This window comes from Brevundimonas aveniformis DSM 17977, from assembly GCF_000428765.1.
Taxonomy (GTDB): domain Bacteria; phylum Pseudomonadota; class Alphaproteobacteria; order Caulobacterales; family Caulobacteraceae; genus Brevundimonas; species Brevundimonas aveniformis.
Genome location: NZ_AUAO01000001.1, coordinates 510832 through 536328 on the forward strand (window position 1 = coordinate 510832; position 25497 = coordinate 536328).

Sequence of the window (25497 nt, forward strand, 5' to 3'; positions counted from 1 at the left end):
CCCGGCTCTTCGCTTCGCTGCGGCCGGGATGACAAGGGAGGGGGCGATGGAAATCCCGCCTCCCGCACGATCCCCCTCTCCCCTTGCGGGACCCGATGGGCGGCGCGGAGCCTGAGCAGGCGGACCGCGAAGCGGGTCGGATGAGGCGGCACCAGGGCGAGGCGCGTCGCCTTTCCACCGTCCACCAATCCTCGTGCAATTTCGCCGTGTAATCTCGCCCTTCTCGATACCAAGGGACCGACCGCAGGCGCGCCTTAGTCCCCGACGCCGGCGTCACGTCTATGATCGCGAAAGGGGTGGGCGAAACCGAGCGCGCGCGCCTGTGGTCTTTGACAGTCCTGCTCAGCGCGCACCGCGTCCCAGCCGTGTGCAACCCCCCGCTGCGCGCGACCGACAATCCCCGTATACGCACCCGGGACCGGATGTTTATCCGTATACTGTGGAATGTCGCCCCTAGCCGTGCGGCTCCGCGCGGCCTTCTCCCCGCCCCGTTGCCCGCTGGATCACCGCCTTGATCGTTCCGCCCTGCACCAGCACCGAGAACAGCACCACCATATAGGTGGCCGCCACCAGGACGTCCTTGATCGGGCTGGCCGGGAGCGACAGGGCCAGGGCAATCGAGATCCCGCCTCTCAGGCCGCCCCAGGTCATGATCGGGAAAGTCAGGCGGAACGGCAACAGCTTGCGCCAGGCAAACAGCGGAACGCCCACCGACACCGCTCGCGCCGCCAGGACCAGCGGAATAGTCAGAACACCCAGTCCAATCAGGCCCCACCTCTGGGCTACGACAATGGCCTCCAGCCCGATCAACAGAAACAGGACAGCATTCAGCACCTCGTCGATCAGCGTCCAGAACTTGAGCAGATAGTCCTTGGTGCGATCGCTCATGGCCTCGGCGACACCGCGGTTGCCGATCAGAAGACCCGCCACCGCCATGGCCACCGGCCCGGAAATGTGCAGCGCCGAAGCCAGGGAATAGCCGCCCATAACCACCGCCAGGGAGATCATCACCTCGACCGAATAGTCGTCGATGGCTTTCATGGCGCGATAGCCGATCCATCCGACGACAAAGCCGAAAATGGCCCCGCCGACCGCCTCGACAAGGAACAACTCTCCGGCCCCGATCAGCGAGAAGGACTGGCCGCTGACGGCCGTGGCCAGAAGGATCGAAAAGACGACCACTCCGACCCCGTCGTTGAACAGGCTTTCGCCGGCAATCGTCGCCTGCAGGCCCGACGGGACACGGGCGGTCTTAAGCACCGCCATGACGGCCACCGGGTCGGTCGGGCTGATCAAGGCCCCGAAGACCAGACACCAGATCAGGGGCACCTCAATCCCCAGTGACCGGGTCAGGCCCCAGAACCCCAGCCCCACCAGGGCCGTCGAGGTGATCACCCCCAGGGTGGCAAGGATGGCGACTTGACGGCGGCCCTTGCGAAGCTGGTCGATATCGACGTGCAAGGCTCCTGCGAAAAGCAGGAAGGACAGCATCCCGTCCATCAGGGTGGCGTGAAAATCGACCCCACTCAGGAAGCGGCGGACCGTCCCCGAGAGGTCGCTGCCCGGCAGGGCGTGATCGATCAGAACCACAATGATCGACGCAATCGCCCCCATCATGGTCAGGGCCACCGTCCCGGGCAGGCGCAGGAACCTTTGATTGATCCAGCCCAGGATCGCCGACAGCACAATCAGGATCGCCGCAGCGTCAAAGGCGGACAGGGCCTGATTCATGCGATCTTCCTCCAAGATCACGGGAGCCGGGTTCATCCTAACGCCGACTCTCGTTCGTCGACAGTCCGCGTTTGCGCAAATGGGAAAGAACCCACGGCGCATTGGCGCGTTGAGATTTCAGACCCAGATAGATGTCGCCCCCGGAGACAGCCGATGGATGCCATGACCCAACCCGATCCCGATCCTCGGGTCCGCCCCGGCGAGCGAGTTCGCGCCTTTCGGGCGGTCGAAGCCCTACTCAGGCTACAGCGCATCGTCCGGGACTATTTTCCCAATGAGGATATGGAATCCGTGACCGTGTTTCTCACCGTCGCGGCGGGTAGCGTCTCTGTCGTCGACCGCAGCGAGGAGGCGCACGAAATCCTGACACGCCAGCCGCTACCCGCCGAATGGTTCAGACCCATCAGTGGGCGCGCGGTCGCCGCGTCGTGCAGCCTGCCGCGCGAAACCGTGCGTCGGCGGCTGGACCATCTGGTCGAGGCCGGTTTGATCGAGAAGGTGGAGGGGGCTTCACCCTGAGCGAGAACATCCTGGCCCAGGGTGACAACCTGGCATTCGTGCGGGCCCTGGTCCGGGAGTTCGAGGCCGTGGCCCGTATGGTCGAGAGGTGCGACGACGCCTCGTAGATCCGCAGCCAGGCTAGATCACTCGCGGGTCGTCTCACGCGGCCTTGGACTCGTCCATGAGCTCCGCAATCAGGTCGGCAAGATAGCTACTGGCGCGGTTTGCCGCCTCGCGACCATCACCATCAAACGACGGCACGTTGTGGCCAAGGCGTCCTGCCTCTTCGGCAAAGGTCTGGATCAGCTCGGCCATCGCCGCCGCAGACCGGCGACCGTGCATGCGCGACAGGGCTCGGACCGCTGCTCGCAGGGCCAGAACCTCGGTGTTCAAGGATTCAAGAGTCGGCTTGGAAGGCATGGGGGAATAGCTTTGAATGGAATAGGGAGGCCATCAAATAGGAACTCATTCCCATGCGTCCAGTCTCACGCGACCCGATCCGGGACACATGGTCGCGGCTAGGTTGCCGGCTTGTCGGACGAACCGTAGCCCGTTGGGTTGCCCGTCCCGTCGGAAAGGGGAGTCAGTTCAGGGTCGCGAGATGGGGCCTTGCCGGAGGCGTCGTCGACTGTCTGATCGCTCTCCCAGGGCAGGCCCAGCGAGGGGACTTGCCAACCCGGGTCGGTCACTGACGAAGGCAGGGCCTGTTGCCAGGTCAGGGCCATGGCAACCAGCCCGGCGACAATCACGCCCACGAGAGCCAACAGCACAATCGCCGCAGTGCGACCCTGCGAGCGCGCTTCGATTTCATTGGGAGGCCGCAAGGTGCCGGACACCTGCGCCAGATTGTCCGGCAGGGACTTCGGCTCGACCGGTTCGGGCGTAGCGCCAGGCGCAACAGGAGGTTGCTCGGTCATCGCCGACACCCCTAGCCCGCGTACTTGGCGGCGTCTTCCTCTGAAATGTCCTCGTTGGAATAGATCTGCTGGACATCGTCCTCGGCATCCAGGGCGTCGAGCAGCTTGAACAGAGTGCCCACAGCGTCCCCGCTCAGCGGCACCTCCGACTGAGGCTTCCAGACGATGGCGGTGGATTTGGGATCGCCCAGGGACTGGGACATGGCCTCGGCCACCTCGTTCAGATCCTCGAACGCCGTCCAAATGGTGTGGCCCGGCGCGTCCTCATAGACGTCGGGCTTGACGAGGTCGCTCTCCACGTCCTGGGCACCGGCCTCGATGGCGGCCTCCATGACAGCATCCTCGCTACCGGCTTCGGCCGGATAGACGATCTTGCCGACGCGGTCCCACATGAAGGTGACCGAGCCCGTTTCGCCCAACTGACCGCCGTATTTGGTAAAGGCCGCCCGCACGCCCGAAGCCGCCCGGTTGCGGTTGTCGGTCAGGACCTCCACCACGAACTGGACACCGCCGGGGCCGCGGCCCTCGTAGCGGATTTCTTCCATGGCATCGACTTCACCGCCGGACGCCTTCTTGATGGCGCGCTCGATATTGTCCTTGGGCATGGACTCGGCCTTAGCGTTGTTCACAGCCAGGCGCAGGCGCGGGTTCATCGCCGGGTCGGGCAGGCCGGTCTTGGCCGCCACGGTGATTTCACGGCTCAGCCGGCTGAACAGCTTGGACCGCACGGCATCGGCGCGCCCCTTGCGGTGCATGATATTCTTGAATTTGGAATGGCCGGCCATGGAGTCCGTTCAGGCTTGTATCGACGGGAGAGGCGGCGATTTAGCCCATGCCGCGGCGGCTGTCATCCAGGGCGGTTTTGGGCAGACACATCGCGCCGCGACGCCTAGGTTGCCCGCGAGCTATTCAATGAGATGCGCATGACCCTCCCCGACGACATCTTTACCGAGCCGGAGTCGTCGCCCGACACCCTGGCTCACCTCGGCCCCCTGGCGCGCCTTGCCGGAGTCTGGGAAGGCACGAAGGGCATCGACGTCAATCCAAAGGCCGACGGCCCCGAGCGCCGGACCTTCAATGAGCGTTATACGCTCCAGCCGATCGATCCCCAGACCAACGGCCCCCAGCTGTTCTATGGTTTGCGCTACCACACGCACATCACGACAGATGAGGAGCTGATCACCTTCCACGACCAGGTCGGCTACTGGCTCTATGAACCGGCCACCGGCCTGATCCTCCAGACCCTGGCCATTCCGCGCGGCCAGATCGCCCTGGCCTCAGGCCATGCCAGGCCGGGTGACGACCGGCTCATCGTCAGCGCCGAACGAGGCCGCACCGACTACGGCATCTGCTCAACGACCTTCTTGGAGGAAGCCTTCCGAACCGAGAGCTACAAGCTGACGGTCACCTTCAATGCCGATGGAAGCTGGAGCTATGTGGCCGAAACGGCCCTGGCGGTGCACGGTCAGCCTGGCATCTTCAACCACCGCGACCAGAACACGCTGACCCGGATAGCCGGGCCGGACCCAACGCCCTGGCAAAGCCGCCTGGCCGCCGGGGATGGAACTTCCTGACCCCTGACGGATTGATGCTGCACCGAAAAGGGAGCTGACACCCATGACCGAGTTTGACGAAGACGACGTCTTCCTGGTCGACGAAGACGAGGCAGGCGAGATTGTCCATTGGCAACGCCCTGAGGTCCGGCTTTCACCGGTTCAGGCCACCGGTGCGACGCTGGGCGCCTTCGGCCTCGGTATGCTTGTCGCGGTCGGAGTGCTCGCGCTTCTGGGAAGAATTCGCCACTGACGCCTTTATCCGGGCGCCAAGCCGGTCTAGAGGGCGCGCCTCTCAGACTCTGGAGTTCTCATGCGCCTGGATGCCATCCCCGTCGGAGCCAATCCGCCCCACGACGTCAATGTCGTGATCGAGGTGCCGATCGGCGGCGAGCCGATCAAATACGAGATGGACAAGGCCTCGGGGGCCCTGGTGGTTGACCGCTTCTTGTACACCCCCATGCGTTACCCGGGGAACTACGGCTTCATTCCGGGCACCCTGTCCGGTGACGGTGATCCCTGCGACGTGCTGATCGCCAACACCCGCGCCATCGTGCCCGGTGCCATCATGTCGGCAAAACCCATCGGCGTGCTGGTCATGGAAGACAACGCCGGCGAGGACGAAAAGATCATTGCCGTACCGTCCGCCAAGATTACGGCCCGCTATGCCGGCGTCGAAGAAATCTCTGACATGCCCGAGATCACCATCCAGCAGATCGAGCACTTCTTTTCGCACTACAAGGATCTGGAGCCCGGCAAATGGGTCAAGATCAAACGCTGGGGCGACAAGGCCGAAGCCCACAAGATGATCCTCGAAGGCATCGCCCGGGCCGCCCGCGAGAGTTGATCCGCCGTTTCGACAGTTGACCTGCGCCGCCGCCCCAGCGAACAGTGGCAGCGGAGAAGCCATGCTGTTGAACCGTAGACGCTTTCTATTCAGTTCAGCTGTTGCTGCGACAGCCGTGGCGGCGGGGCAGCGCGTCCGGGCCCAGGACCTGGCGGCGGGTCCGCGCGCCCGGATCGATCCGGTTACCGACATCTATTTCGGCCAGGCGGTTACGGACCCCTACCGCTGGATGGAAGATACAGGCGACTCGGACTGGTTGCCCTGGCTGCAAGCCAATGATGCCCACGCGCGGACCTACCTGGACGCCCTGACTTCGCGCGAGTCCGTCCGGACGCGGCTGGAGCAGCTGGGCGGGGGCTACACCCGCGTCTCCCTGCCTTACGAATTTGGACGACGCCTGCTCTATCTCAGCCAGCCACCCCAATCGGGCTGGCCCGTGGTGATGGTGCGCGACAACGGGACGGATCGCCTGTTCTTCGATCCGGGCGTGACGGTGCAGCCGGGCACCGACGTCTCCCTGGAATTCTGGGTTGCTTCGCCGGATGGCCGATATCTGATCCTGGGGCTCGGATCGGGCGGATCCGAAGAAGCCGTCATCCATATTCTTGACCTGCTGACCGGCGAGCTGTTGCCGGATCGAATTCCGCGGGCGACGGCGCCGGCTCCCTACTGGCTCCAGGACGGATCCGGGTTCTTCTACACCCAGCTCGGGGTTGGGGTTCTGGGGACGCTAAACTACCGGGCAGATATGCGCTCGCGCCTGCACCGCCTCGGCGACGCGCCGGCCTCGGACCCCGTTGTCCTCGCGACCGGCCTTTATCCGTCCGTTCAGGTCGATCCGCACGACACACCCGTGATCAAGACCTTTCAGGGTAGTCGTTGGGTCCTGGCGGAGACCAGCACCCTTATGACCAAGGGCCTCTGGTGCGCTGAACTGGACGCCCTTCTGGCCGGGCGGCCGCAATGGCGCACAATCTTTGAACCGGAACGCGGTGCCCCGGATCACTATCTCGACGGCGACGACCTGTGGATCTGGGGAGCTATCAACGATGAAGAAAGTCTGGTTTCGAAACTGGACCTGACGTCCGGGCCGCCTTTTGCCGAAACAACATTGGCCACAATTCGAGGGGGCACGATCCAGCACACCAGCTTTGCTGACGACGGCCTCTATCTCTCGGCGGACAGGGGCACGACGTCCCAGCTGTTTTTTGTGGGCAGGGATACAGACGGTTACGAGATTCCCCTGCCGATGCCGGGAGCGGTCAACGACCTTGCCTTCGGGGATCGCCGCAAATCAATCATGGTTCATCTATCCAGCTGGCTTGAACCGGCCTCGACCTGGCAGTTCAAGGCCTCCAGCGGGTTTCGTCGCCTTGACCTGATGCCCGATCCCATCATCGACACCTCCGCCTATGAGGTCATCAGCGACACCGTCACGGCCCGCGACGGCGCGGAAGTGCCCGTCACCATCCTGGCCCGCAGGGGGCTGAGGCGTGACGGATCGGCCCCCTGCCGGGTCCTGGTCTATGGGGCCTATGGACAGTCCATGACTGCGGATTTTGATCCCTTGGGCCTGGCGCTCATGGAACAGGGCGGCATCCAGGTTATCGCCCACGTCCGCGGCGGAGGCGAAAATGGCCGACACTGGTGGATGGCCGGGATGGGCGCGACCAAGCCGAACACCTGGCGTGACTTGATTGATGTCTGCGAGCACCTGATCGCCGAGCGGTGGACCTCGACGCCCAGGCTCGCCATCGTCGGTGGATCTGCGGGGGGCATCGCCGTTGGCCGCGCCCTGACCGAGCGGCCGGACCTGTTTGGACTTGTCGCGTCGCAGGTCGGAGTCCTGAACCCGCTGCGTTTCGAGTTCGAGGCCAATGGCCTGGCCAACCGGCCTGAATTCGGCAGCCTGGAAACCGAGGCGGGGTTCGAGGGCCTGCGGGCCATGGATACGCTGCACAGCATCGTCGATGGGACGCGCTATCCAACCGTGCTGCTGAGCCATGGCGTCAATGACGCTCGGGTCGCCATCTGGCATTCTGCCAAGGTCGCCGCCCGCCTCAGGGCTGCCGGATCAACGGACAGTGGCCCGGTCCTGTTCCGGGTCAATTTCGACCGGGGGCATCTTGTCGATTCGGTTCAGGACGAGATCGACTCCAAGCTGGACGTCTTTGCCTGGCTTCTCAGCCCGGGATGACGTCTCTCAAACCGCCGGGACACTCCGGCTCAAGCGACCGCCCACCCGGATCGCCTCGACGCGCGTGGCCAGGCCGGTCCGATCGTCTGTCTCGACATAGACGCCGCAGACGGTCGCCGGCCCCGACGCCGGCGAATAGCGGCCACCAGATAGGCGCGTGGTGAACCGCCGAAGCGGTTCTTCCTTGTCGTTGCCGATGACGGAATCATAGTCACAGCAGCCCCCCGCATCGGTCTGATAGGCGGTTCCGCCGGTCAGGATCTGGGCATCGGCAGTCGGGACATGGGTGTGGGTGCCCACAACCAGACTGGCGCGCCCATCACAGAAGTGGCCCATAGCCATCTTCTCCGAGGTTGCCTCGGCGTGGACATCGACGATGACGGCATCGGCCACCACGCCTAGAGGCGCGGCGTTCAGTTCGCGCTCCACGGCCGAGAACGGATCATCCATCGGGTCCATGTGCACCCGGCCCAGCACCGAGATCACCAGCACGCGCCGCCCATCATCGAGGGTGAACACATCCGCGCCGCGGCCAGGCGCATCCATCAGGTGCGGATAGTTGGCCGGTCGCAGCAGCCGCGGCTCGCGCACAATATAGGTCAGGGCCTCGCGCTGGTCCCACGAATGGTTGCCCAGCGTCAGACAGTCCGCGCCCGCATCAAACAGCTGGCGCGCCGAGTTCTCGGTGATGCCGAACCCGCCCGCGGCGTTCTCGGCATTGACCACCACGAAGTCGAGCTTCAGATCCCGGCGCAGGCCGGGCAGGTGATCCGAAATCCCGTCGCGCCCGGACTTGCCGACCACGTCTCCAAAAAACGCCAAGCGCATTCAGTCCGCCTTTCGGGCGGGGGTATAGCCCGTCTCGGTCAGAACACCATGCAGCCGAATGTCGTGAGGCTCCATCGGCACACGCGCCACCGCCTGCCCGGCATAGGCCACGCCAATACGAAGCGCGTCGGGATGGGCCGCAAATGTCCGGTCGTAGTAGCCCCCGCCCTGCCCCAGCCGGCCACCGAAGGCGTCGAAGGCCAACAGCGGCGTCAGGATCAGGTCCGGCGTCACCTCGGGCGCGATGTTGATCGGCGCTGCGATGCCCTGAAGGTCCGGCTGGAGCGGATCCTGCGGTCGCCATTGTCGAAACACGAGCGGCATGCCGGCCTCGACCACCACAGGCAGGCACAGACCCCGGCCCAAGCCCGCAAGCCGTCGCGCAAACGGAAGGGTGTCCAGCTCTGAGCCGACCGGCAGATACAGCGCCGACATCGCGGCCTTCGGCAGGCCCCCGACCTGCTCGGCCAGCCGCACGCCCGCGTCCAGCGCTTCGGCGGCCAGCCGCCGGCGCAAGGCCCGCGCGGCCCGGCGCATCTCGTCCTTGGAGATCATCGGCTCAGTCTAGGGGAAGGTTGGCGGTGCCGCGAGGACCGGTTGGGACAGTTCAACCCCCTCGACCTGGATAACCAGGTGGGCGCCGTGTGCCTGGGCCCTCGAGCCCTGACAGGGACAGCTCCCTTCGAGTGAATTAAGGTCGCTGGAGTTTGTTTGCCCGCTCGCGAACCGCAGCGCCGCCGAGCGGCAATATAATATCGCCAGCGCCGTCCCGCCAGCGTCCTGTCGCCGCGCCCTATTTCGGCAGCAATCCCGCGACCCGCTCGGCGGTCGCCCTGGCCGAAAACGGGTTCTGGCCGGTCACCAGCCGCCCATCCGCTACGCTGTAGGATATGAACGGCAAGCCGGCCTTCTGATAGCGTGCGCCGCGGCGCTTCATCTCGGCCTCGGCATTGTAGGGCATCTTTGACGCCACCCCCGCCAGCACCTCTTCGGACCATGAGAACCCTGTGATCCGCCGCCCTTCGACCAGCAACGTCTCGTCCGAAAGCCGGGTGTTCAAGAGGCCGCAATAGCCGTGGCACACCGCTGAAACGACACCGCCCGCCTCCCAGATCGCCCGCGTGATCGCCTGCAATCCCTTGCTGTCAGGAAAGTCCCACATCACCGCATGGCCACCGGTGAAATAGACAGCGTCAAAATCCTTCGGGTCGAGCTCATCGGGCCGGGCCGTGGTCGCCAGCAACTCCATCCGCGCCGGGTCGTTCAGCCAGGCCCGTGCCGACCCATCCAGCAGCGGCCACTTCAACGCCCGCGGCTCCAGCGGACTGAACCCACCCTTCGGACTGACGATCCGCTGATCAAACCCGCGCGCCTCGAACACGTCCCACGCATGGGTCAATTCCGACAGCCACAAACCGGTCGGGTACGCCGGGTCTGCATAGTGAGCGACATTGGTGACGACATGCAGGATGCGGCGGGTCATTCGTCATCATTCCCCGCAATGCCTTTCCCGCCAAGGCGCGGATGCCCGAAAAAGGGCCCGGGCTCGAAATTGTTCGGGTTTCGCACTAAATGGCCGCCTATGGATCTGTCCCAGACCTCCTGCCCGATGCCCGACATCACCCCGCTCGCCGACGGCGATCTGGACGGGGCGATTGCCGCTGCGCGGGCGGCGGTGGGCCTGCCGGTGGGCGCGCGTGTGGTTGCGGCCATGTCGGGCGGGGTCGATTCCACCGTGGTGGCGGCCCTGTTGCACAAGGCCGGCTACGACGTCGTCGGTGTGACGCTGCAGCTCTATGACCACGGTGCGGCGCTGAAGAAGAAGGGTGCCTGCTGCGCCGGTCAGGACATCCACGACGCCCGCCTGGCCGCCGAGACCCTGGGCATCCCCCACTATGTGCTCGACTACGAAAGCCGCTTTCGCGACGCGGTCATCGACCAGTTCGCCGACACCTATCTGATGGGCCGCACCCCGGTGCCGTGCATCCGCTGCAATCAGACGGTCAAGTTCCGCGACCTGCTGGACGTCGCCCGCGACCTGGGTGCCGAGGCCATGGCGACGGGCCACTACGTCCGACGTGCCGTCGTTGATGACCGGGTGCAGATGCGCAAGGCAATCGATCCCTCGCGGGATCAGTCCTACTTCCTGTTCGCCACGACGCGCCAACAGCTCGACTATCTGCGCTTCCCCCTGGCCGATCTCGAGAAGCCGCAAGTACGCGGCGTCGCCGCCGAGCTGGGCCTGCGCATCGCCGCCAAGCCGGACAGCCAGGACATCTGTTTTGTTCCGAACGGTGACTATCGCACCTTGATCGACCGCTTACGTCCGCAAGGGCGCGATCCCGGCCAGATCGTCCACATGGACGGGCGGGTTCTGGGCGAGCACGCCGGCATCACCGGCTACACCATCGGCCAGCGGCGCGGCCTCAATGTCGCTGTGGGTGAGCCCCTGTTCGTGGTTCGGCTCGACCCTGAGGCTCGTCAGGTCATCGTTGGCCCGCGTGAGGCCTTGCTGACCGGTGCCCTGACATTGGAAGAAACCAACTGGCTCGGCGACGAGGCCGGGATTGCCGATGCCGCTCGCGACGGGACCACCGTTCTGGCGCGCGTGCGCTCGACCCGTCCACCGTCATCGGCCCGGCTGGCAATGGATGGCGAGGCCGTTTCCGTCGTCTTCGACGAGGGCGAGGAAGGCGTCGCGCCGGGTCAGGCCTGTGCCCTGTACGACCCCGCCGATCCTGATCGGCTGCTCGGCGGCGGCTTCATCGCCACGACCACGGCGGTCGCCGGATGAACGACGGGGTGCGTGTCACCGTCCTGGCCAGCCAGTTGCTGAACAGCGCGGCAGATTTCTTCGAAGCGGTGGCAGATCAGAATCCCGATCTCGACGGCATGATGCGCGACAATGCCGCCGTCTATCGCCAAGTGGCCGATGCGCTCGACGCCGATCCGTCTGCCACGCTCGAGACGGCCGGCCTGGACCCGGCTCCGACGGTCTGCGATCTGGCGGTCCGGTTGCTGACCGACGCCAGCGAATTCTTCGAGAACGTCTTTCAGCAGAATCCCGTGTCCGGCGACAATCTGCCGGAAACCGCCGAGGCCTATCGCGCCCTGGCCGAACTCATGGCCGAAGATCCCGACGTCCGCCTGCCGACAGACGCCTGACTTGGCCGAAGACGCAAATCAGTCCTAGCTAGACGGTTCGTCTGGCTACGGAGCGTTTTTGTGTTCGATCCCAACCTCGTCTGGCCGTTTGTCTGGCCGATTGCGGCCGCCATGATCACCGGCGGGCTCATCGGCGCCGAGCGCACCTACAACGGCCATCCGGCGGGTTTCCGCACCCACATCCTCGTCGCCCTGGCCTCCTGCATCCTGATGCTGGCGGCCATGCATCAGAACAGCTGGGCTTTTATGGCCCTGCCGGGGCAAACCATCGTCATCGACCCCACGCGCATGTCGCACGGCATTCTGACCGGCATCGGTTTCCTGTGTGCGGGCGTGATCTTCCGCAAGGGCTTTTCGGTTCATGGCCTGACGACAGCGGCGTCGCTGTGGATCACCTCAGCCATCGGGGTGCTGTTCGGGGTGGGGATGCTCGAATTGGCCCTGATCGCGGCGTTCGCGACCCTGGCGGTTCTGGCGGTGCTGCGACTGGTGGACGCACGCCTGCCCCAGGTGGCCACCGTCGACATTGAAATGCGCTGGGTCGGCAAGGCCGCCCCGGATGAGCCGGCGCTCCGGGCCCTCATGGCCGAGTTCGGACTCAAGACCCTGCGGATCGGTCACGAGGTTTCAGACGGTGACCGCTGGCACGACCTGACCGTCAAGGTGCGCGGTCAGGCTCCCCTGAAGGTCGGCCCTTTGCTGGAGCGGCTGAAGGGTGACCGGAACCTGCACGGGTTCTCGATCACCCCTCACGACGACTGAGGTTACTTCACCCCGGCCATCATCCGCTTGAGGATCGGCGTGCCCAGCAGCAGCACGGCGCCGACGCCGACCGCAACCCAGCCCCACATGTTGTAGACTTGGCCATAGGTGGCCAGGGCCTGGGCCGGATTGGTCACCACGCCGCCGACCGTCTCGGTCGCCGTCATGCCGGCCACTACGCCGCCCAGGGCATGAGCCAGGGACGAGGACAGGAACCACACGCCCATCATCACCCCGATCACCTTGGGTGCCGACAGCTTGGTGATCATCGACAGGCCGATGGGCGAAATCATCAGCTCGGCGATGGTGTGCAGCACATAGGTCAGGGCCAGCCACAGGAAGGCGATCTTGAACAGGGAATCGGCCTGCGTCGTCGTCGCCCAGGCCAGCATCACGAAGCTGAGGCCCATGATGATCAGCGCCATCGAGAATTTGAACGGCGTCGACGGCTCGGCGTTCCGCGCCGCCAGGGTCTGCCACAGGATGGCAAAGATCGGCCCCAGGATCACGATCATCAGCGGATTGACGATGTTGGACTGGGCCGCATTCATGAAGCTCGGCATGTTCACCGAGTTCTGCGCCATCAGCGTCAGCGACGACCCGGCCTGTTCGAACAGCATCCAGAACAGAACCGAGAAGATGCACAGCACCAGGGCCGCCAGCATCCGGCTACGCACCTCGCCCTTGAGGAAGAACGCCGACCAGATCAGCATCCCCAGGAAGATCATCGGCCCCAGCCAGCTCAGGCCGGTCTCGACCAGCTGGTGACGCTGCAGCAGCAGCCACACCGGAATGATGGTGACGATCCCGCCGATCCACAGGGCCGCCTCCATCGGGATGCCGAGGAACTTGGCCCCGGTCGCCTCGGGCGGCGGCCCGGCTTTGCCCTCGAGCCAAGGTTGGCCGACCTGGAAGACAATCAGGCCCAGCAGCATCCCGATGCCGGCCAGGCCGAATCCATAGGCCCAGCCGTATGTCAGGCCGATCCAGCCGCAGAGGATCTTGGCCAGGAGCGAGCCCAGGTTGATCCCGACATAGAACCAGGTGAACCCGGCATCGCGTCGCTGATCGCCCTTTTCGTACAGGGCACCGACGACATTGGAGATGTTGGCCTTGAGGAAGCCGACGCCGACCACGATCAGGGCCATGGCGAACAGGACCGTGCTCTCGCCGGTGATATCACGCACGACCCGTTGCTCGATCTGATCGTGCGGCGTCAGGGCCGGGAGCGGCGACTGCGGCCCGCCCTCGGACGCAAGACCCTCGGCGGTGAATTCGATCGGCGTGCGCTGGCCGTCGGCGCTGATGGCGAACTGCTGGCGGTTCGCATCCCGGCCGACCGTCTCGACCTGGTATTCCTGGCCGGAGACGGTGATGAACTGCTGTCCGCCGGAGCCTTCGAAGGCCATGGCGAAGTGACCGGCCACCAGGAACAAGGCACCGATGGTGACCGCCTTTCTCGCGCCCAACCACTTATCGGCGATGGCTCCGCCGACGATCGGCAACAGATAGACCAGCGCCGCATAGGCCGCATAGGTGCCCGCCGCCTCGTCCTGGCTCATCAGGAAGTGCTGGACCAGGAACAGGACCAGCAGCGCCCGCATGCCATAGTAGGAGAACCGCTCCCACATCTCGGCAAAGAACAGCACCACCAGTCCGCGCGGGTGACCGAAAATGGTCTTGCCGCCGCCACCGCCCTCAGTCGTCGGGGTTACATCCGTCACGCATTATCCTCCCAATCACAGGGCGGGCAATCGAGCGGATTAGACGGGATTAGGCAAGCCTGAAGGGCGTCAGCTCTTGTCGGCCTTGTCCAGCGGAACGCCGTAAAGCTCCAACTTGTGACCGATCAGCTTGTAGCCGAGGCGCTCGGCGATGGCCTCTTTCATCTTTTCGATCTCGGCGTCGAAGAATTCCACGACCTCGCCCGAGCGGGTGTCGATCAGATGATCGTGGTGGTCATCACCGGCCTCTTCATAGCGGCTGCGACCGTCGCCGAAATCGTGGCGCTCGACTACACCGGCTTCTTCGAACAGTCGCACGGTTCGATAGACCGTGGCGATGGAGATGTGCGGATCCTGGGCTGAGGCGCGGCGGTACAGCTCCTCAACATCGGGGTGGTCATCCGACAGCGACAACACCCGGGCGATGACCCGGCGCTGTTCGGTCATGCGCATTCCGCGCTCGATGCAGAGTTTTTCGATCCGATCCATGCCGTGCACGATAGGCGCGCCGCGCGACAGAAGAAAGTCAGTCGGCGAGGTTTCGCGCTAAAACCGCAGCGGACACACGCCGCCCGTCCGGTCGGGTGTAGTAGCCCGCCCGTAAGCCGACCTGATTGAACCCTGTCAGGCGGTAGAGTGCCAGAGCCGCTGTATTGTCTTCGGCGACCTCCAAGAATAGCTGGGTCGCGCCGTCAAGCCCCGCCTGGTGTACGGCACCTTCGACAAGAAGTCGGCCATAGCCCCGCCGACGAGCCTCGGGCCGCACCGCCAGCGTCAGGATTTCCGAATCGCCCGCGACCGTCCGGATCAGCACGAACCCGTCCGCGTCGCCCAGCACGGCCACGCCGTCCTGCCCCAGCAGACTCGCAAACGCCGCCGCGTCCCACGGCTGCTCAAACGCCGTCGCATGGACCTCGGCCAGCAGGTCGGGCGTCATGGGTCGATTCCACCGGGGAGTTTTGCGTCCGGTGCCCGCAGATAGATCGGTTCGGGCAGATGGTCGCCTGCGTCCGCCGCCATCGCCAGCCTTGCCAAAGCTGCAGGATCACTCGCCGCCCGGGCCTCGATCCTGGCGTTTGGAAACAACCCTGCCGCCAGGACCGAGCCGGGACCGTCAACCCAGTCCACCATCGTCCCCACGCCCAGGTCGTCGATCCGTACGGCCTGAGACGGCCCGGTCGGGTTTTTCCCGTCAAAGCGCCGCGCATAGACCTGTCCTCGGCGGGCATCCACAATCACCAGACCCCGCCCCTCACGCGGGGCTGAAGCGGCGATCGCCTCCAGACTGTCGAAACCTAGGACCGGGATGTCTCGTGCAAAGCCCACGCCCTTGGCGAAACTCAGCCCAACCCGAAGACCCGTGAACGAGCCCGGCCCCACTGTGACGGCGATCCGCGCGAGGTCATCAAAGTCCAACCCGCTCTCAGCCATCACTTCGGCGACCATCGGGGCCAGCCGCTCCTGATGCCCTTGCTGCATCGCCTCAGTACAACTCGCCAGCACGGCGTCGCCGTCGGTCACCGCCGCCGAACACAGACCCAGCGCCGTATCGATCGCCAGAACCCGCACGGCGATCTCAGGCTGCCTGCTCGACGCGCGTGACCTCGGGCACATAGTGGCGCATCATGTTCTCAACGCCCGCTTTCAGCGTCGCCGATGACGACGGGCAGCCCGCACAGGCCCCGCGCAGGACCAGCCATAGCACTCCCGTTTGCGGCTCGAACCGGTCAAACAGAATGTCGCCGCCGTCCTGGGCCACGGCGGGTCGAACGCGGCTGTCCAGCACATCTTTGATTTCCTGGACGATCTCGGCGGCCTCGCCTTCATACTCGGCATGATCCGAAGTTATCCCGCCGTCGCGCAGCAATGGCTGGCCCGACATGAAATGATCCATGATCGCCGCCAGAACGCCGGGCTTCATCTCGTCCCACGAGGGGGCGCTGATCGCCCGCGTCACGCTGATGAAATCCTCGCCGAAGAAGACGCCCTCGACGCCTTCCAGCTGGAACAACCCCTCGGCCAGGGGCGAGGCCGTCGCCTCGTCGATGGTGCGGAACTCCACCGCCCCGCCCTCGGCCACGCGTCGACCGGGCAGGAATTTGAGGGCCTGTGGGTTGGGCGTCGGCTCAGTCTGAATAAACATGGCGCTCAGATAGGCCCTTTGTCGCCCCGCCGAAAGTCCGGCCTCAGGTCTCGATAGAATCGAGATCCCGACCTTTTGTCTCCGGCAGGAAGAAGAAGGCCACGACCGCCGCGATCAGGGTGAAGACCACCGTGTACCAAAGGCCGAAATAGATATCGCCCTTCCAGGCCACCAGGGCGAAGCTGGCCGCCGGCAAAAGGCCACCGACCCAGCCGGTGCCGATATTGTAGGGTAGGCTCATCGCCGTATAACGAATCCGCGTCGGGAACAGCTCGACCAGCGCCGCCGCCTGGGGGCCGTACAACGCCGTCGCCGCCACGATGAAGACAAGCAACACCGCAAAGACCGTGGCCATGTCGATCTGGGTCGGATCCGCGGCTGCCGGATAGCCATGGGCGGTCAAGGCGGACGAGATGTCGGCGGCGACACGCGCCCGCGCCTCTGTTAGCTCATCGGGGGTCATCCCGGCTCCTTCGACGGAGTGGATGATCTGATCCCCGATGACGACAAAGGCGGGGTCCGGGTTCATCAGCGTTGCACCGTTCGCGCCCCAATAGTCGGTATTCGCATAGGAGACGCCGGCGTTCGTCAGCACCTGCTTGGCGATGTCGCACGAGGTCGTAAAGGCGGCGCGGCCCACAGGATCGAACTGAACCGAACAGGTCGCCGGGTCGGCCACCACCGTCACCGGCGATTGCGCTTGAGCCGCCGCCAGGGCCGGGTTTCCGGCCTGGGTCATCAGGTGAAAGCCGGGGAACACCGCCAACAGCATCAGGATCATGCCGCCCAGCATGACCGGCTTGCGGCCGACCTTGTCCGACAGCCAGCCGAAAAAGACGTACAGGAACGCCGACACCACCGTGATCCCCAGGATCAGGGCGTCCACCGTCGCCGTGTCGATCTTGAGGAACCGCTCCATGAAGAAGCGGCTGTAGAAATAGCCGCAGTACCAGACCGCCCCTTGGGCAAACATGATCCCGACCAGCGCCAGGAGCACCACCTTGAGGTTCTTCCAGGTCCCAAAGGCCTCCTTGTAGGGCGCGCGCGGGGCGTGGCTCTCGGCCTCCATCCGCTGATAGGCGGGGCTTTCGTTCAGCTTGAGCCGGATCCACAGCGAGATGGCCAGCAGGAAGGCCGAGAGCAGGAACGGAATCCGCCAGCCCCATTCGGCAAAGGCCTCGGTGCCCACGACCATGCGGGTGATCAGGATCACCCCCAGCGCCCCGATCAGGCCCAGCGCCGCCGTCGTCTGGATCCAGCCGGTCAGGAACCCCCGCTTCTCGCGCGGGGCGTGCTCAGCCACATAGATGGCCGCCCCGCCGTATTCGCCGCCCAGGGCAAAGCCTTGCAGCACGCGCATGGTGATCAGCAGGATCGGTGCGATCACTCCGGCCTGTTCAAAGGTCGGCAGAAACCCGATGGCCACCGTCGCCACCCCCATCAGGGTGATGGTCACCAGAAAGGTCGTCTTGCGCCCGGTTCGGTCCCCGAACCAGCCGAACACCAGGGCACCCAGCGGGCGCACCACGAACCCAACGCCGAAGGTGATCAGGGCCAGGATATAGCCCGTCGCAGCTCCGACCTCGGCATAGAAGTGCTGGGCGATAACACCGGCCAGCGAGCCGAAGATGAAGAAGTCGTACCACTCAAACGCCGTGCCGGCCGCCGATGCGCCCACGACGGTTTTCAGCGAAGGCGCTTCGCGCACAGGCGTTTCAATCTGGTCGGTCACAGTCGTCTCCCCGCCGCCCGGTGTGGTCCCGAGGTCGGCTTCCCGCGCCTCGTATGGCAAGGGCGCGCCGGGGCGGCAAGACAGGAACGCCTTGATGGCGCCGCCTTCTCCGGCGCACACTCTCTGCCTGACCCGCGAGAGGACCGACGATGCGCCCGATCCTGACCCTGCTTTGCCTGATCCTGGTGGCCTGCGCCCCGGCTGTCGCCCCGGCGACCGGCGTCAAGGACGGCGACGGCGGGCCGTCGACGGCCCCGGTGCAAAGCCCCCATGCCCTTGATGCCGGCCAGTGCGCCGCGGCGGGCGGAACCATGCGACCGGTCTGCATGATGGGCACGGTCCAGTGCGTCGTACCCTACGCGGACGCCGGTCGCACCTGCCGCGACGGCGACGACTGCCAGGGCGATTGCCGGGCCGAAACGATGGAGCCCCAGCGCGGTCCTGTCACCGGTCGCTGTCAGGCCAACAGCGATCCCTGCGGCTGCTACGCCAACGTCGAAGACGGACGCGTCGACGCCGCGCTCTGCGTCGACTGACGGCTCAAGGGATCGGCAGCTCGGCCTGAACCTGCGCGATCCAGCGCCGCACCGCCGGGTGCCTGGACAGGTCAAAGCCGCCCTCGTGCGCGACCCGCGTATAGGCCACCAGGGCAACGTCCGCGACCGTCAGCCGCTCGCCGACCAGATAGGGCGACACTGTGAGCGCCGCCTCCATCCTGTCCAGCGCCGCCTCGCCGCGCTCGAACAGGCGCGCCTCGATCTGCTCGCGCGGCTTGCCCTGATACAGCATCTGGAACCGTGCCACGGCAACATAGGGCTCGTGGCTGTACTGTTCCCAGAACAGCCATTCCAGCATCCGCGCCCGGTCGTAGGCGTCGTCGGGAAATAGGTCGGTGCCCTCGGCGAAATGCAGCAGGATGGCGTTCGACTGCGCCAAGGCCCGCCCATCCTCGAACACCACCAACGGCACCTGGCCAGCCGGATTGATCGCCAGAAAGGCGGGGGTCCGGGTCGCCCCGTCCATCACGTTTGTCTCAATCCAGTCGTAGTCCCGCGCCTGCCGGTCCAGCAACCATTTGACCTTCAGGCAGTTGCCCGATCGGCTGTCGCCGTAAACCGTCAGCCTCACCGCCAGCCGCTCGCCGCTGCTTCTTGCGCCTGAGGATTGACCGCCCTTGCAATCAGGCCCGACTGGGTGATCCACACCTCATAGCGCGCGCCGTCCGCCATCGGCATGGCCGCGCCCGACCCGTAGAGGGTGTCCACCGCCTCGCCGAGAATGTCGTACTGTCGGCCCAGGGCCCACAGATCGATCTGGTTTTCCTCCGTCGGCCGGAGGTCATAGGCGCTGCGCTGAGCGTTCAGCTCGTCTTCGGTGCGAATGTAGCGGCCCGACAGGCGATCCAGCTGGTACTGACTGTCCAGACCCAGGACATTGGCCCATGGCTTCCACCTGAGGACGCGCGCCTCGATCCGCCATTCGTCGCCATGGATGTCGTAGGTCTGCAAGGAGCCGCGTCGCTGCGAGGCGGTATCTGCCAACTCGAGATGGGCGGTGAAATGCTGGGGCCCGACCCGCTCCAGGCTGAGGGTTGCCACGGGCCGTTCATAGGTCAGGCGCGAATAGGTCTGAACATTCATGCCCGCCAGGGCCAGAAACCCGGCCGCCGCCCCGACGCCGGCCCCGCCGATCGTCCGCAACAGACCCGATACCGGGCGGCCGCCGAACAGGGCTCCCAAGCCGGCGAACAGGGTCACCACGCCGGCCAGACCGATCACCGCCGGTAGAATCCACCACCACCAGACCATGCCTCGCACTCCAATACCTTCGTCCAGCGACAGACTAACCCAGAAATGGCCGTTGTCCTCCTGTCGTCCCCTGACCGGCGAAAGCCCGCGACACCTGGTCGCCTTTCTCTTGAGCCGGGGCGGGGCCATCTTTTGGCCCTGTCCTTGGATTTAGTCCGCCGCCCTTCAACGGATCGGGACCTTCCCAGATGATGAACCTTGTTCCCCTCATGGGGCTGATTGGCGCGCTATTCAGCCTGCCGATGCCCGTCGCGGCCAATCTGGCTGATCGGGCCCCGCTGGCCGCCGCTCAGGTCCGCGAGCCGGACTGGCAGATGCGGGTCACCCTCTATCATCAGGGTGGCGGCGGGGCCGGCCCGCGTGATTCCCTCGGGTGTGCGCCGGTGGCCATGCGGACGGCCGCAGCCGACCGCTCCGTCGCCCCGCGCCGCAGCATTATCTTCATTCCCGATACGGTCGGCCTGCGTATGCCGAACGGCGAGACGCACGACGGCCTCTGGTATGTGTCGGATACCGGCCCGGCCATCCGTGGCCAGCGCATCGACCTGTTTACCGGCATGGGGCGTCGCTCCATGGACCCGATCATGCACCTGAATGTCCGCAACGTGGATGTCGTGCGCATGGGGTCGTTCACAGGGTGCCCGCCGCGCGACTGAGTTGCGGGGGGCTAGCCATTTTCGCCCGGTGGCTTAAGACGCCCGCCATGACCTCCCTCGCGCCGCTTGCGCGCCCCAGCCCGTTCCATGAAGAGCGCGTCCTGTGGGTCCGTCACTGGACCGACAGCCTGTTCTCCTTTGCCATCACCCGCCCAGAGGATTTTCGCTTCCGCTCGGGCGAGTTTGTCATGATCGGCCTGCCCACAGAGGGCGGGGCCAAGCCAGTCCTGCGCGCCTATTCCATCGCCAGCCCCAACTGGGCCGAGGAGCTTGAGTTCTATTCGATCAAGGTGCCGGACGGCCCGCTGACCTCTCGTCTGCAAAAGATTCAGGCGGGTGACACCGTCCTGATGGGCAAGAAGCCGACCGGCACGCTGGTTCTGGATGCCCTGACCGGCGGCGAACGCCTGTGGCTGATCGGGACGGGCACGGGCCTTGCGCCCTGGCTCTCGGTCGCCCGCGATCCTGACACCTATCAACGCTTTGGCCAGGTCATTGTCTGCCACACGGTTCGCAACGTCGAGGACCTCGCCTATCGCGATTTCTGGACCCGCGAGATCCATGACGACCCCCTCATCGGCGATGAGGCGAAACGCCAGCTGATCTACTATCCCACGGTCACCCGCGAACCCTTCGAGACTCCCGGCCGGATCACAGATCGCATCAAGTCCGGTGCCCTGTTCGCTGACCTCGGTCTTGAAGCCGGCTTTTCGCCGGCGACGGACCGCGTCATGCTGTGCGGGTCCATGGCCATGATCAAGGAGGCGGGCGACCTGCTCGAAACCTACGGCCTCAAGGAAGGCTCGAACGCCGAGCCGGGCGACTATGTGCTGGAGCGCGCCTTTGTCGGATGATGTGAAGATCGATGCGCGGGTTGCGCCCGAGGCCTGCACCTCCATGGCCGAGGTTCGTCAAGGCGTCGATGCCCTGGATCGCGCCCTGGTCGCCCTGATGGCCGAGCGCCAACGCTACATGGACGCCGCTGCCCGCATCAAGCCCAGCCGCAACGTCGTCCACGACGACGCCCGCATCGAGGACGTGGTCGCCAAGGTCCTGGCCGCCGCAAAAACCGCCGGCCTGTCGCCCGACATCGCCGAACCCGTCTGGCGCACCCTCATCGACCGCTGCATCGCCCATGAGTTCGAGAGCTGGGACCGCACGCGCGGCGGGGATTAAGGCACCGGCGGCGTCGGCGTCTCGCCGGGATCGACCGCTTCGCCCGCGTGAGCGAGGGGGTGCCAGACGAAGGCGATGGCCAGCCCCGCGATCGCCATCAGGCCATTGAGGATGAAGGGGGCCGGAGCGGTCCACTCATAGAGGGCCACGCCCAGCACCGGCGGCACCAGAAAGCACAGCCCCATCACCGAGACGATCAGGCCCGCGACGGCCCCCTGATCGCGCGCATCCAGCGCCAGAGACGACCCGGCCATAAAGCCCGGCCGCGCGAAGCCCAGACCGAGGCTCATCACCGCATAGCCCAGCACGACTCCGTAGAAATCCTGGGCGATGGCCGAAATCAGATTGCCGCCGAGCGCCAGCACCGCGCCCCAGCGGATCAGGTCTTTCGGCTCCAACCGAAAGATGCGGATCAGGCCCCACTGGGCCATCAGGGTCGCAGCCGCCCCCGCCAGCATGGCGATGCCGACGTAGGACTGGGCCTGGAGCGGCGGCAGGGCCACCTCGTCCAGCACATGGAAGCCCAGCACCGAAATATTGATCGCCTGGGTCGAGGTGATCAGGAATCCGTAGACAAGGAACGGCAGCACCCGCGGGTCCTTCCACAGGCCCTTCGTCGGCGACTGGCCGCCGATGGCCTGGCGCGGGACGTCGCCGCTGGGCAGATAGCGCCGCACAATCAGCCAGACGATGACGCCCACCGCGGCGAAGACATAGAGCGGCCCTGCCAGGCCCACGATGGGCAGGACGAACAGCGGGGCCAGGGCCGGTCCGATGACGGTGCCCAATCCTTGCGCCGAGGCCTGAACCGACATGGCCTCGGTCCGCTCCTCGCGGTTGGTGCGGTCGGCGATATAGGCCTGGGACGCGGTCGGAGTGGCCGATCCGAAGATGCCGTAGAGCGACCGGCTGACAACGATGAACACAAGGGCCGTCACCGATCCGATCAGCCCGGCCAGACCGACGCTGACCGATATGCCGATACCGATCATCGACAGAGTGAAACCCGCCAGCCCCAACAGCACCATGTTCTTGCGTCCATGCACGTCCGACAGCCGCGCCCACAGGCCGGGCGTCAGCGTCCAGAACAGGGCCGACAACGCAAAGGCCCCGGCGATCACCGTATCGGACAGCTCGAAACTACGGCCGATGGCCGGCAGCACCGACTGTAGCGCCGTATTGCCCGCCGCCGCCGTCATGGTCGCCACGAACAACAGCATGAAGGCCCGCTCGCGTCCCTCGGGCACCCGGAATCGCTTGGTGTGAACGACGGCTGGGGATTGCCCTTCGGCCATGGCCTCGTCATCGTGGGCGGATCGGGATGGGAGACGGGCCATGCAGCGACTGAAGACCTTTCTGGGCGCAACGATCGCGACCGGCGCTCTGTTGGCGACCGTCCCGGCTTACGCCCAACAGCCCGGTGGCGTCGAGCCGATATCCGCGGCGGATATTCGGGCCGCCGTCGAGGCGGTCAATGACCAGGTCATCGTCTGGCGGCGCGACATCCACCAGAACCCCGAGCTGGGGAACCACGAAACTCGCACCGCCGCCCTGGTCGCCGACCATCTGAGGTCGCTCGGTATGGAGGTTCGCACCGGGGTCGGCGTCACCGGCGTCGTCGCCATCCTTCGGGGTGGCCGATCCGGCCCAGTCGTCGCCTTGCGGGCCGACATGGACGCCCTGCCGGTGCGCGAAGACACCGGCCTGCCTTTCGCCTCGACTGCAACCGGGACCTATCAGGGCCAGACCGTCCCCGTCGCCCACGCCTGCGGCCACGATAGCCACGTCGCCATGCTGCTGGGAGCCGCGACCGTCCTGGCGGGTATGCGCGATCAGTTGCCGGGAACCGTCGTCTTCATCTTCCAACCCGCCGAAGAGGGCACGCCGCCGGGCGAAGAGGGCGGTGCCGACCTGATGATCGCCGAGGGGGCGCTGAACAATCCGCGCCCGGACGCCATCTTCGGTCTGCACGTCGTCACCGGCCGACCGGGCGAGATCTGGTGGCGACCCGAAGGCTTCATGGCCGCGTCCGACCGCGTCGACATCACCCTGCACGGTCGCCAGACCCACGGTGCCTGGCCCTGGCGCGGGATCGACGTCATCGCCCTGTCCGCCGACATCGTTCAGACGATCAACACGATGACGGCGCGCACCGTCGATCCGACCACCACCCCGACGGTCTTCACCATCGCCACCCTCCATGCCGGGGTGCGCTACAACATCATCCCGGACGAGGCGGTGCTGTCAGGCACCCTGCGGACCTTCGACGTCGACCAGCGCAACGACCTGATCGCCCGTTCGAGCGCCGCCATCGGCAATCTGGCCGAAAACTACGGGGCGACGGCGGATGTCAGCTTCCACCAGAACGCGCCCCTGGTCTTCAACAATGTCGAGCTGGCGGGCTGGGCCTCTGGTCCGCTGGCCGAGGCGGCGGGGGCCGACCACATCAACGCCGCCGCTCCGCCGACGACGGTGGCCGAGGACTTCGCCTATTATGGTCAGGAGATCCCCGCCCTGTTCTATCATCTGGGCGGCACGCCAAACTACGACCCGGCCACAGCCCCACCGAACCATTCGCCCCAGTTCCACGTCGATGAGAGCGTTCTGCCGTTGGGCGTCCGGTCCCATGTTCTGACGGCGGTGCGGTTCCTTGAAAGAGGCGCTCGGTAGGCCATCATCCCGGCTGCGGCCGTGTGTCGGAGAGCCGGGCCCCAAACGCAGACGGCACCCACGAGCTTAGGTCCCGGATCGGTCTGTCGACCGTCGGGGGTGACGTTAGCCAGCGAATAGCCGCCGCTCCGCCTTTACGGCTGCGGTGGTGAAATCCATGACCGCGCGCACCCGCGCTACTGACCCCAGGTCGGCGTGAACAACCAGATGAAATGCCCGGCGCAACGCCACTTTTTCCGGCAAGACCCGCCGGAGGTAGGGCCGCCCGTGGGCCACAAACTCGGGTAACACCGCCAGGCCCGCCCCGGCCACACACGCCTGAAGCTGGGCGATCAGGTTGGAGCTCTTGAAGGCGACGTGAATGTCCACGTCCGGCGCCTGCATATAGTCCAGCTCCGGCGCATAGAGCAGGTCCTCGATATAGCCGATGAAGCGGTGTTCCTTCATATCGGCCCGGCTAAGGATCGGCGGGTTGGCGTCCAAATAGGCCGGCGCGCCGTACAGCCCCAGTCCATAGTCGGTCAGCTTGCGGCTGATCAGCCGGCCTTCGCGCGGCGGGCTCAACGTAATCGCCACATCCGCCTCACGCTTGGACAGGCTCAGCGTGCCCGGGATGGCCACCAGCTGGATCTCCAGGTCGGGGTGCAACTGGGCCAGTTGCGGCAGACGCGGGGCCAGGAAGTAGCTGCCGAACCCCTCTGGGGCCCCGATCCGCACCACGCCGGACACCGACAGATCGGCTTCCCCAACCTCGGCCTGAGCCGTCAGCATCAGGCCTTCCATAGCCTCGGCCCGCGCCATCAACCGCTCGCCCTGGGCGGTCAAGGCATAGCCTTGCGGGCTGCGATCAAACAGCCGCGCCTGGAGCGCCGTTTCCAGCGCCGCGATCCGGCGCGACACGGTGGTGTGGTCCGCCGCCAACACCCGCGCCGCCGTCGTCAGCCGCCCCGTCCGTGCCACCGCCAGAAAGTCGCGAAGATGATCCCAGTCGGGTGTCTTCATATGTGGATTTTTGCACAATGATTGCGGAATGTCTCTCCTAGATACGGCAAGAACGCCGTGCGATGAAGATCTCACGCTCCCGCAG

The 25497-nt window shown here is 65.7% G+C and carries 30 protein-coding genes and 1 other RNA gene; 13 read left to right on the forward strand and 18 right to left on the reverse strand.

What is annotated here, in order from left to right; translation table 11 throughout:
* Positions 1-453: 453 nt before the first annotated feature.
* Positions 454-1731: a cation:proton antiporter gene (locus tag G391_RS0102645; protein WP_029086136.1), complete on the reverse strand. Its 1278-nt coding sequence runs from the start codon at positions 1729-1731 to the stop codon at positions 454-456.
* A gap of 162 nt (positions 1732-1893) precedes the next feature.
* Here G391_RS0102645 and G391_RS0102650 point away from each other — a divergent pair, with 162 nt between their 5' ends.
* A complete protein-coding gene (locus G391_RS0102650) occupies positions 1894-2250 on the forward strand; it encodes a hypothetical protein (RefSeq protein WP_156893825.1) in 357 nt (118 codons plus the stop codon).
* A gap of 141 nt (positions 2251-2391) precedes the next feature.
* Here G391_RS0102650 and G391_RS0102655 read toward each other — a convergent pair whose 3' ends face one another.
* From G391_RS0102655 to G391_RS0102665, 3 genes are all read right to left on the reverse strand, one after another.
* Positions 2392-2652 carry a hypothetical protein gene (locus G391_RS0102655; protein ID WP_029086138.1) on the reverse strand — a complete coding sequence of 87 codons (261 nt, stop codon included), beginning with the start codon at positions 2650-2652 and terminating at the stop codon, positions 2392-2394.
* Positions 2653-2750: 98 nt separating this feature from the next.
* The gene (locus G391_RS0102660) at positions 2751-3149 is read right to left on the reverse strand and encodes a hypothetical protein (protein WP_029086139.1); all 399 of its coding nucleotides are present in this window, start codon (positions 3147-3149) and stop codon (positions 2751-2753) included.
* A gap of 11 nt (positions 3150-3160) precedes the next feature.
* Positions 3161-3934 (reverse strand): YebC/PmpR family DNA-binding transcriptional regulator, encoded by a 774-nt coding sequence (locus tag G391_RS0102665; RefSeq protein WP_029086140.1) that lies wholly within the window; start codon positions 3932-3934, stop codon positions 3161-3163.
* A gap of 138 nt (positions 3935-4072) precedes the next feature.
* Here G391_RS0102665 and G391_RS0102670 point away from each other — a divergent pair, with 138 nt between their 5' ends.
* The 4 genes from G391_RS0102670 (at position 4073) to G391_RS0102685 (ending at position 7746) form a co-directional block, all read left to right on the forward strand.
* Positions 4073-4723, forward strand: a complete 651-nt coding sequence (locus G391_RS0102670) for an FABP family protein (RefSeq protein WP_029086141.1) — start codon at positions 4073-4075, stop codon at positions 4721-4723.
* A gap of 43 nt (positions 4724-4766) precedes the next feature.
* Entirely contained in the window at positions 4767-4955 is a 189-nt protein-coding gene (locus G391_RS0102675; protein ID WP_035303485.1) for a hypothetical protein, read from the forward strand.
* Between the two features lie 60 nt (positions 4956-5015).
* Complete coding sequence (ppa, locus tag G391_RS0102680) at positions 5016-5549, forward strand: inorganic diphosphatase (RefSeq protein WP_029086143.1); 534 nt, start codon at positions 5016-5018, stop codon at positions 5547-5549.
* Positions 5550-5610: 61 nt separating this feature from the next.
* Positions 5611-7746 (forward strand): prolyl oligopeptidase family serine peptidase, encoded by a 2136-nt coding sequence (locus tag G391_RS0102685; protein ID WP_051257074.1) that lies wholly within the window; start codon positions 5611-5613, stop codon positions 7744-7746.
* 6 nt (positions 7747-7752) lie between these two features.
* On the opposite strand, the gene G391_RS0102690 is transcribed toward G391_RS0102685, so the two are convergent.
* From G391_RS0102690 to G391_RS0102700, 4 genes are all read right to left on the reverse strand, one after another.
* On the reverse strand, positions 7753-8574 hold the full coding sequence (locus G391_RS0102690) for a TIGR00282 family metallophosphoesterase (RefSeq protein WP_029086145.1): 822 nt from the start codon (positions 8572-8574) through the stop codon (positions 7753-7755).
* Entirely contained in the window at positions 8575-9129 is a 555-nt protein-coding gene (locus tag G391_RS0102695; protein WP_029086146.1) for a 5-formyltetrahydrofolate cyclo-ligase, read from the reverse strand.
* A gap of 22 nt (positions 9130-9151) precedes the next feature.
* A non-coding RNA gene (gene ssrS, locus G391_RS15385) (6S RNA) lies at positions 9152-9312 on the reverse strand.
* A gap of 55 nt (positions 9313-9367) precedes the next feature.
* Positions 9368-10057, reverse strand: a complete 690-nt coding sequence (locus G391_RS0102700; protein ID WP_029086147.1) for a type 1 glutamine amidotransferase domain-containing protein — start codon at positions 10055-10057, stop codon at positions 9368-9370.
* Positions 10058-10156: 99 nt separating this feature from the next.
* Here G391_RS0102700 and mnmA point away from each other — a divergent pair, with 99 nt between their 5' ends.
* From mnmA to G391_RS0102715, 3 genes are read left to right on the forward strand one after another with little or no spacing between them, the layout of a single operon-like run.
* On the forward strand, positions 10157-11368 hold the full coding sequence (gene mnmA / locus G391_RS0102705) for a tRNA 2-thiouridine(34) synthase MnmA (protein ID WP_029086148.1): 1212 nt from the start codon (positions 10157-10159) through the stop codon (positions 11366-11368).
* Entirely contained in the window at positions 11365-11739 is a 375-nt protein-coding gene (locus G391_RS13645) for a hypothetical protein (protein ID WP_035303490.1), read from the forward strand. The genes mnmA and G391_RS13645 overlap by 4 nt, the downstream gene beginning before the upstream one ends.
* A gap of 60 nt (positions 11740-11799) precedes the next feature.
* The gene (locus G391_RS0102715) at positions 11800-12501 is read left to right on the forward strand and encodes an MgtC/SapB family protein (RefSeq protein ID WP_029086149.1); all 702 of its coding nucleotides are present in this window, start codon (positions 11800-11802) and stop codon (positions 12499-12501) included.
* A gap of 2 nt (positions 12502-12503) precedes the next feature.
* On the opposite strand, the gene G391_RS13650 is transcribed toward G391_RS0102715, so the two are convergent.
* The 6 genes from G391_RS13650 to G391_RS0102745 form a co-directional block, all read right to left on the reverse strand.
* On the reverse strand, positions 12504-14225 hold the full coding sequence (locus tag G391_RS13650; RefSeq protein WP_051257075.1) for a peptide MFS transporter: 1722 nt from the start codon (positions 14223-14225) through the stop codon (positions 12504-12506).
* Between the two features lie 69 nt (positions 14226-14294).
* Positions 14295-14714: a Fur family transcriptional regulator gene (locus tag G391_RS0102725; protein WP_029086150.1), complete on the reverse strand. Its 420-nt coding sequence runs from the start codon at positions 14712-14714 to the stop codon at positions 14295-14297.
* Between the two features lie 37 nt (positions 14715-14751).
* A complete protein-coding gene (locus G391_RS0102730; RefSeq protein WP_029086151.1) occupies positions 14752-15162 on the reverse strand; it encodes a GNAT family N-acetyltransferase in 411 nt (136 codons plus the stop codon).
* On the reverse strand, positions 15159-15794 hold the full coding sequence (gene tsaB / locus G391_RS0102735) for a tRNA (adenosine(37)-N6)-threonylcarbamoyltransferase complex dimerization subunit type 1 TsaB (RefSeq protein WP_029086152.1): 636 nt from the start codon (positions 15792-15794) through the stop codon (positions 15159-15161). Before tsaB ends, G391_RS0102730 begins: the two co-directional genes overlap by 4 nt.
* A 7-nt stretch (positions 15795-15801) precedes the next feature.
* A complete protein-coding gene (locus G391_RS0102740) occupies positions 15802-16368 on the reverse strand; it encodes a NifU family protein (RefSeq protein WP_029086153.1) in 567 nt (188 codons plus the stop codon).
* A gap of 43 nt (positions 16369-16411) precedes the next feature.
* Positions 16412-18100 (reverse strand): MFS transporter, encoded by a 1689-nt coding sequence (locus G391_RS0102745; RefSeq protein ID WP_084169136.1) that lies wholly within the window; start codon positions 18098-18100, stop codon positions 16412-16414.
* A gap of 149 nt (positions 18101-18249) precedes the next feature.
* On the opposite strand from G391_RS0102745, the gene G391_RS0102750 reads away from it, so the two are divergent.
* Entirely contained in the window at positions 18250-18636 is a 387-nt protein-coding gene (locus tag G391_RS0102750; protein WP_029086155.1) for a hypothetical protein, read from the forward strand.
* A 4-nt stretch (positions 18637-18640) separates the two neighbouring features.
* Here the strand turns inward: G391_RS0102750 and G391_RS0102755 are convergent, their stop codons facing one another.
* Together G391_RS0102755 and G391_RS0102760 are read right to left on the reverse strand one after the other, a co-directional pair.
* Positions 18641-19228: a glutathione S-transferase C-terminal domain-containing protein gene (locus tag G391_RS0102755; RefSeq protein ID WP_156893826.1), complete on the reverse strand. Its 588-nt coding sequence runs from the start codon at positions 19226-19228 to the stop codon at positions 18641-18643.
* Positions 19225-19908, reverse strand: a complete 684-nt coding sequence (locus G391_RS0102760; RefSeq protein ID WP_029086157.1) for a hypothetical protein — start codon at positions 19906-19908, stop codon at positions 19225-19227. The genes G391_RS0102755 and G391_RS0102760 overlap by 4 nt, the downstream gene beginning before the upstream one ends.
* 188 nt (positions 19909-20096) lie before the next feature.
* On the opposite strand from G391_RS0102760, the gene G391_RS13655 reads away from it, so the two are divergent.
* From G391_RS13655 to G391_RS0102775, 3 genes are read left to right on the forward strand one after another with little or no spacing between them, the layout of a single operon-like run.
* Positions 20097-20564, forward strand: coding sequence for a 3D domain-containing protein (locus tag G391_RS13655; protein WP_051257076.1), 468 nt, complete (start codon positions 20097-20099; stop codon positions 20562-20564).
* Positions 20565-20611: 47 nt separating this feature from the next.
* On the forward strand, positions 20612-21418 hold the full coding sequence (locus G391_RS0102770) for a ferredoxin--NADP reductase (protein WP_029086158.1): 807 nt from the start codon (positions 20612-20614) through the stop codon (positions 21416-21418).
* Positions 21390-21740, forward strand: a complete 351-nt coding sequence (locus tag G391_RS0102775) for a chorismate mutase (protein WP_029086159.1) — start codon at positions 21390-21392, stop codon at positions 21738-21740. The genes G391_RS0102770 and G391_RS0102775 overlap by 29 nt, the downstream gene beginning before the upstream one ends.
* On the opposite strand, the gene G391_RS13660 is transcribed toward G391_RS0102775, so the two are convergent.
* A complete protein-coding gene (locus G391_RS13660; protein WP_084169099.1) occupies positions 21737-23077 on the reverse strand; it encodes an MFS transporter in 1341 nt (446 codons plus the stop codon). The genes G391_RS0102775 and G391_RS13660 overlap by 4 nt on opposite strands.
* On the opposite strand from G391_RS13660, the gene G391_RS0102785 reads away from it, so the two are divergent.
* Positions 23076-24410 carry an amidohydrolase gene (locus G391_RS0102785; protein WP_035303495.1) on the forward strand — a complete coding sequence of 445 codons (1335 nt, stop codon included), beginning with the start codon at positions 23076-23078 and terminating at the stop codon, positions 24408-24410. The genes G391_RS13660 and G391_RS0102785 overlap by 2 nt on opposite strands.
* A 105-nt stretch (positions 24411-24515) precedes the next feature.
* Here the strand turns inward: G391_RS0102785 and G391_RS0102790 are convergent, their stop codons facing one another.
* Positions 24516-25412, reverse strand: coding sequence for a LysR family transcriptional regulator (locus G391_RS0102790; RefSeq protein ID WP_029086161.1), 897 nt, complete (start codon positions 25410-25412; stop codon positions 24516-24518).
* Positions 25413-25497 lie beyond the last annotated feature (85 nt).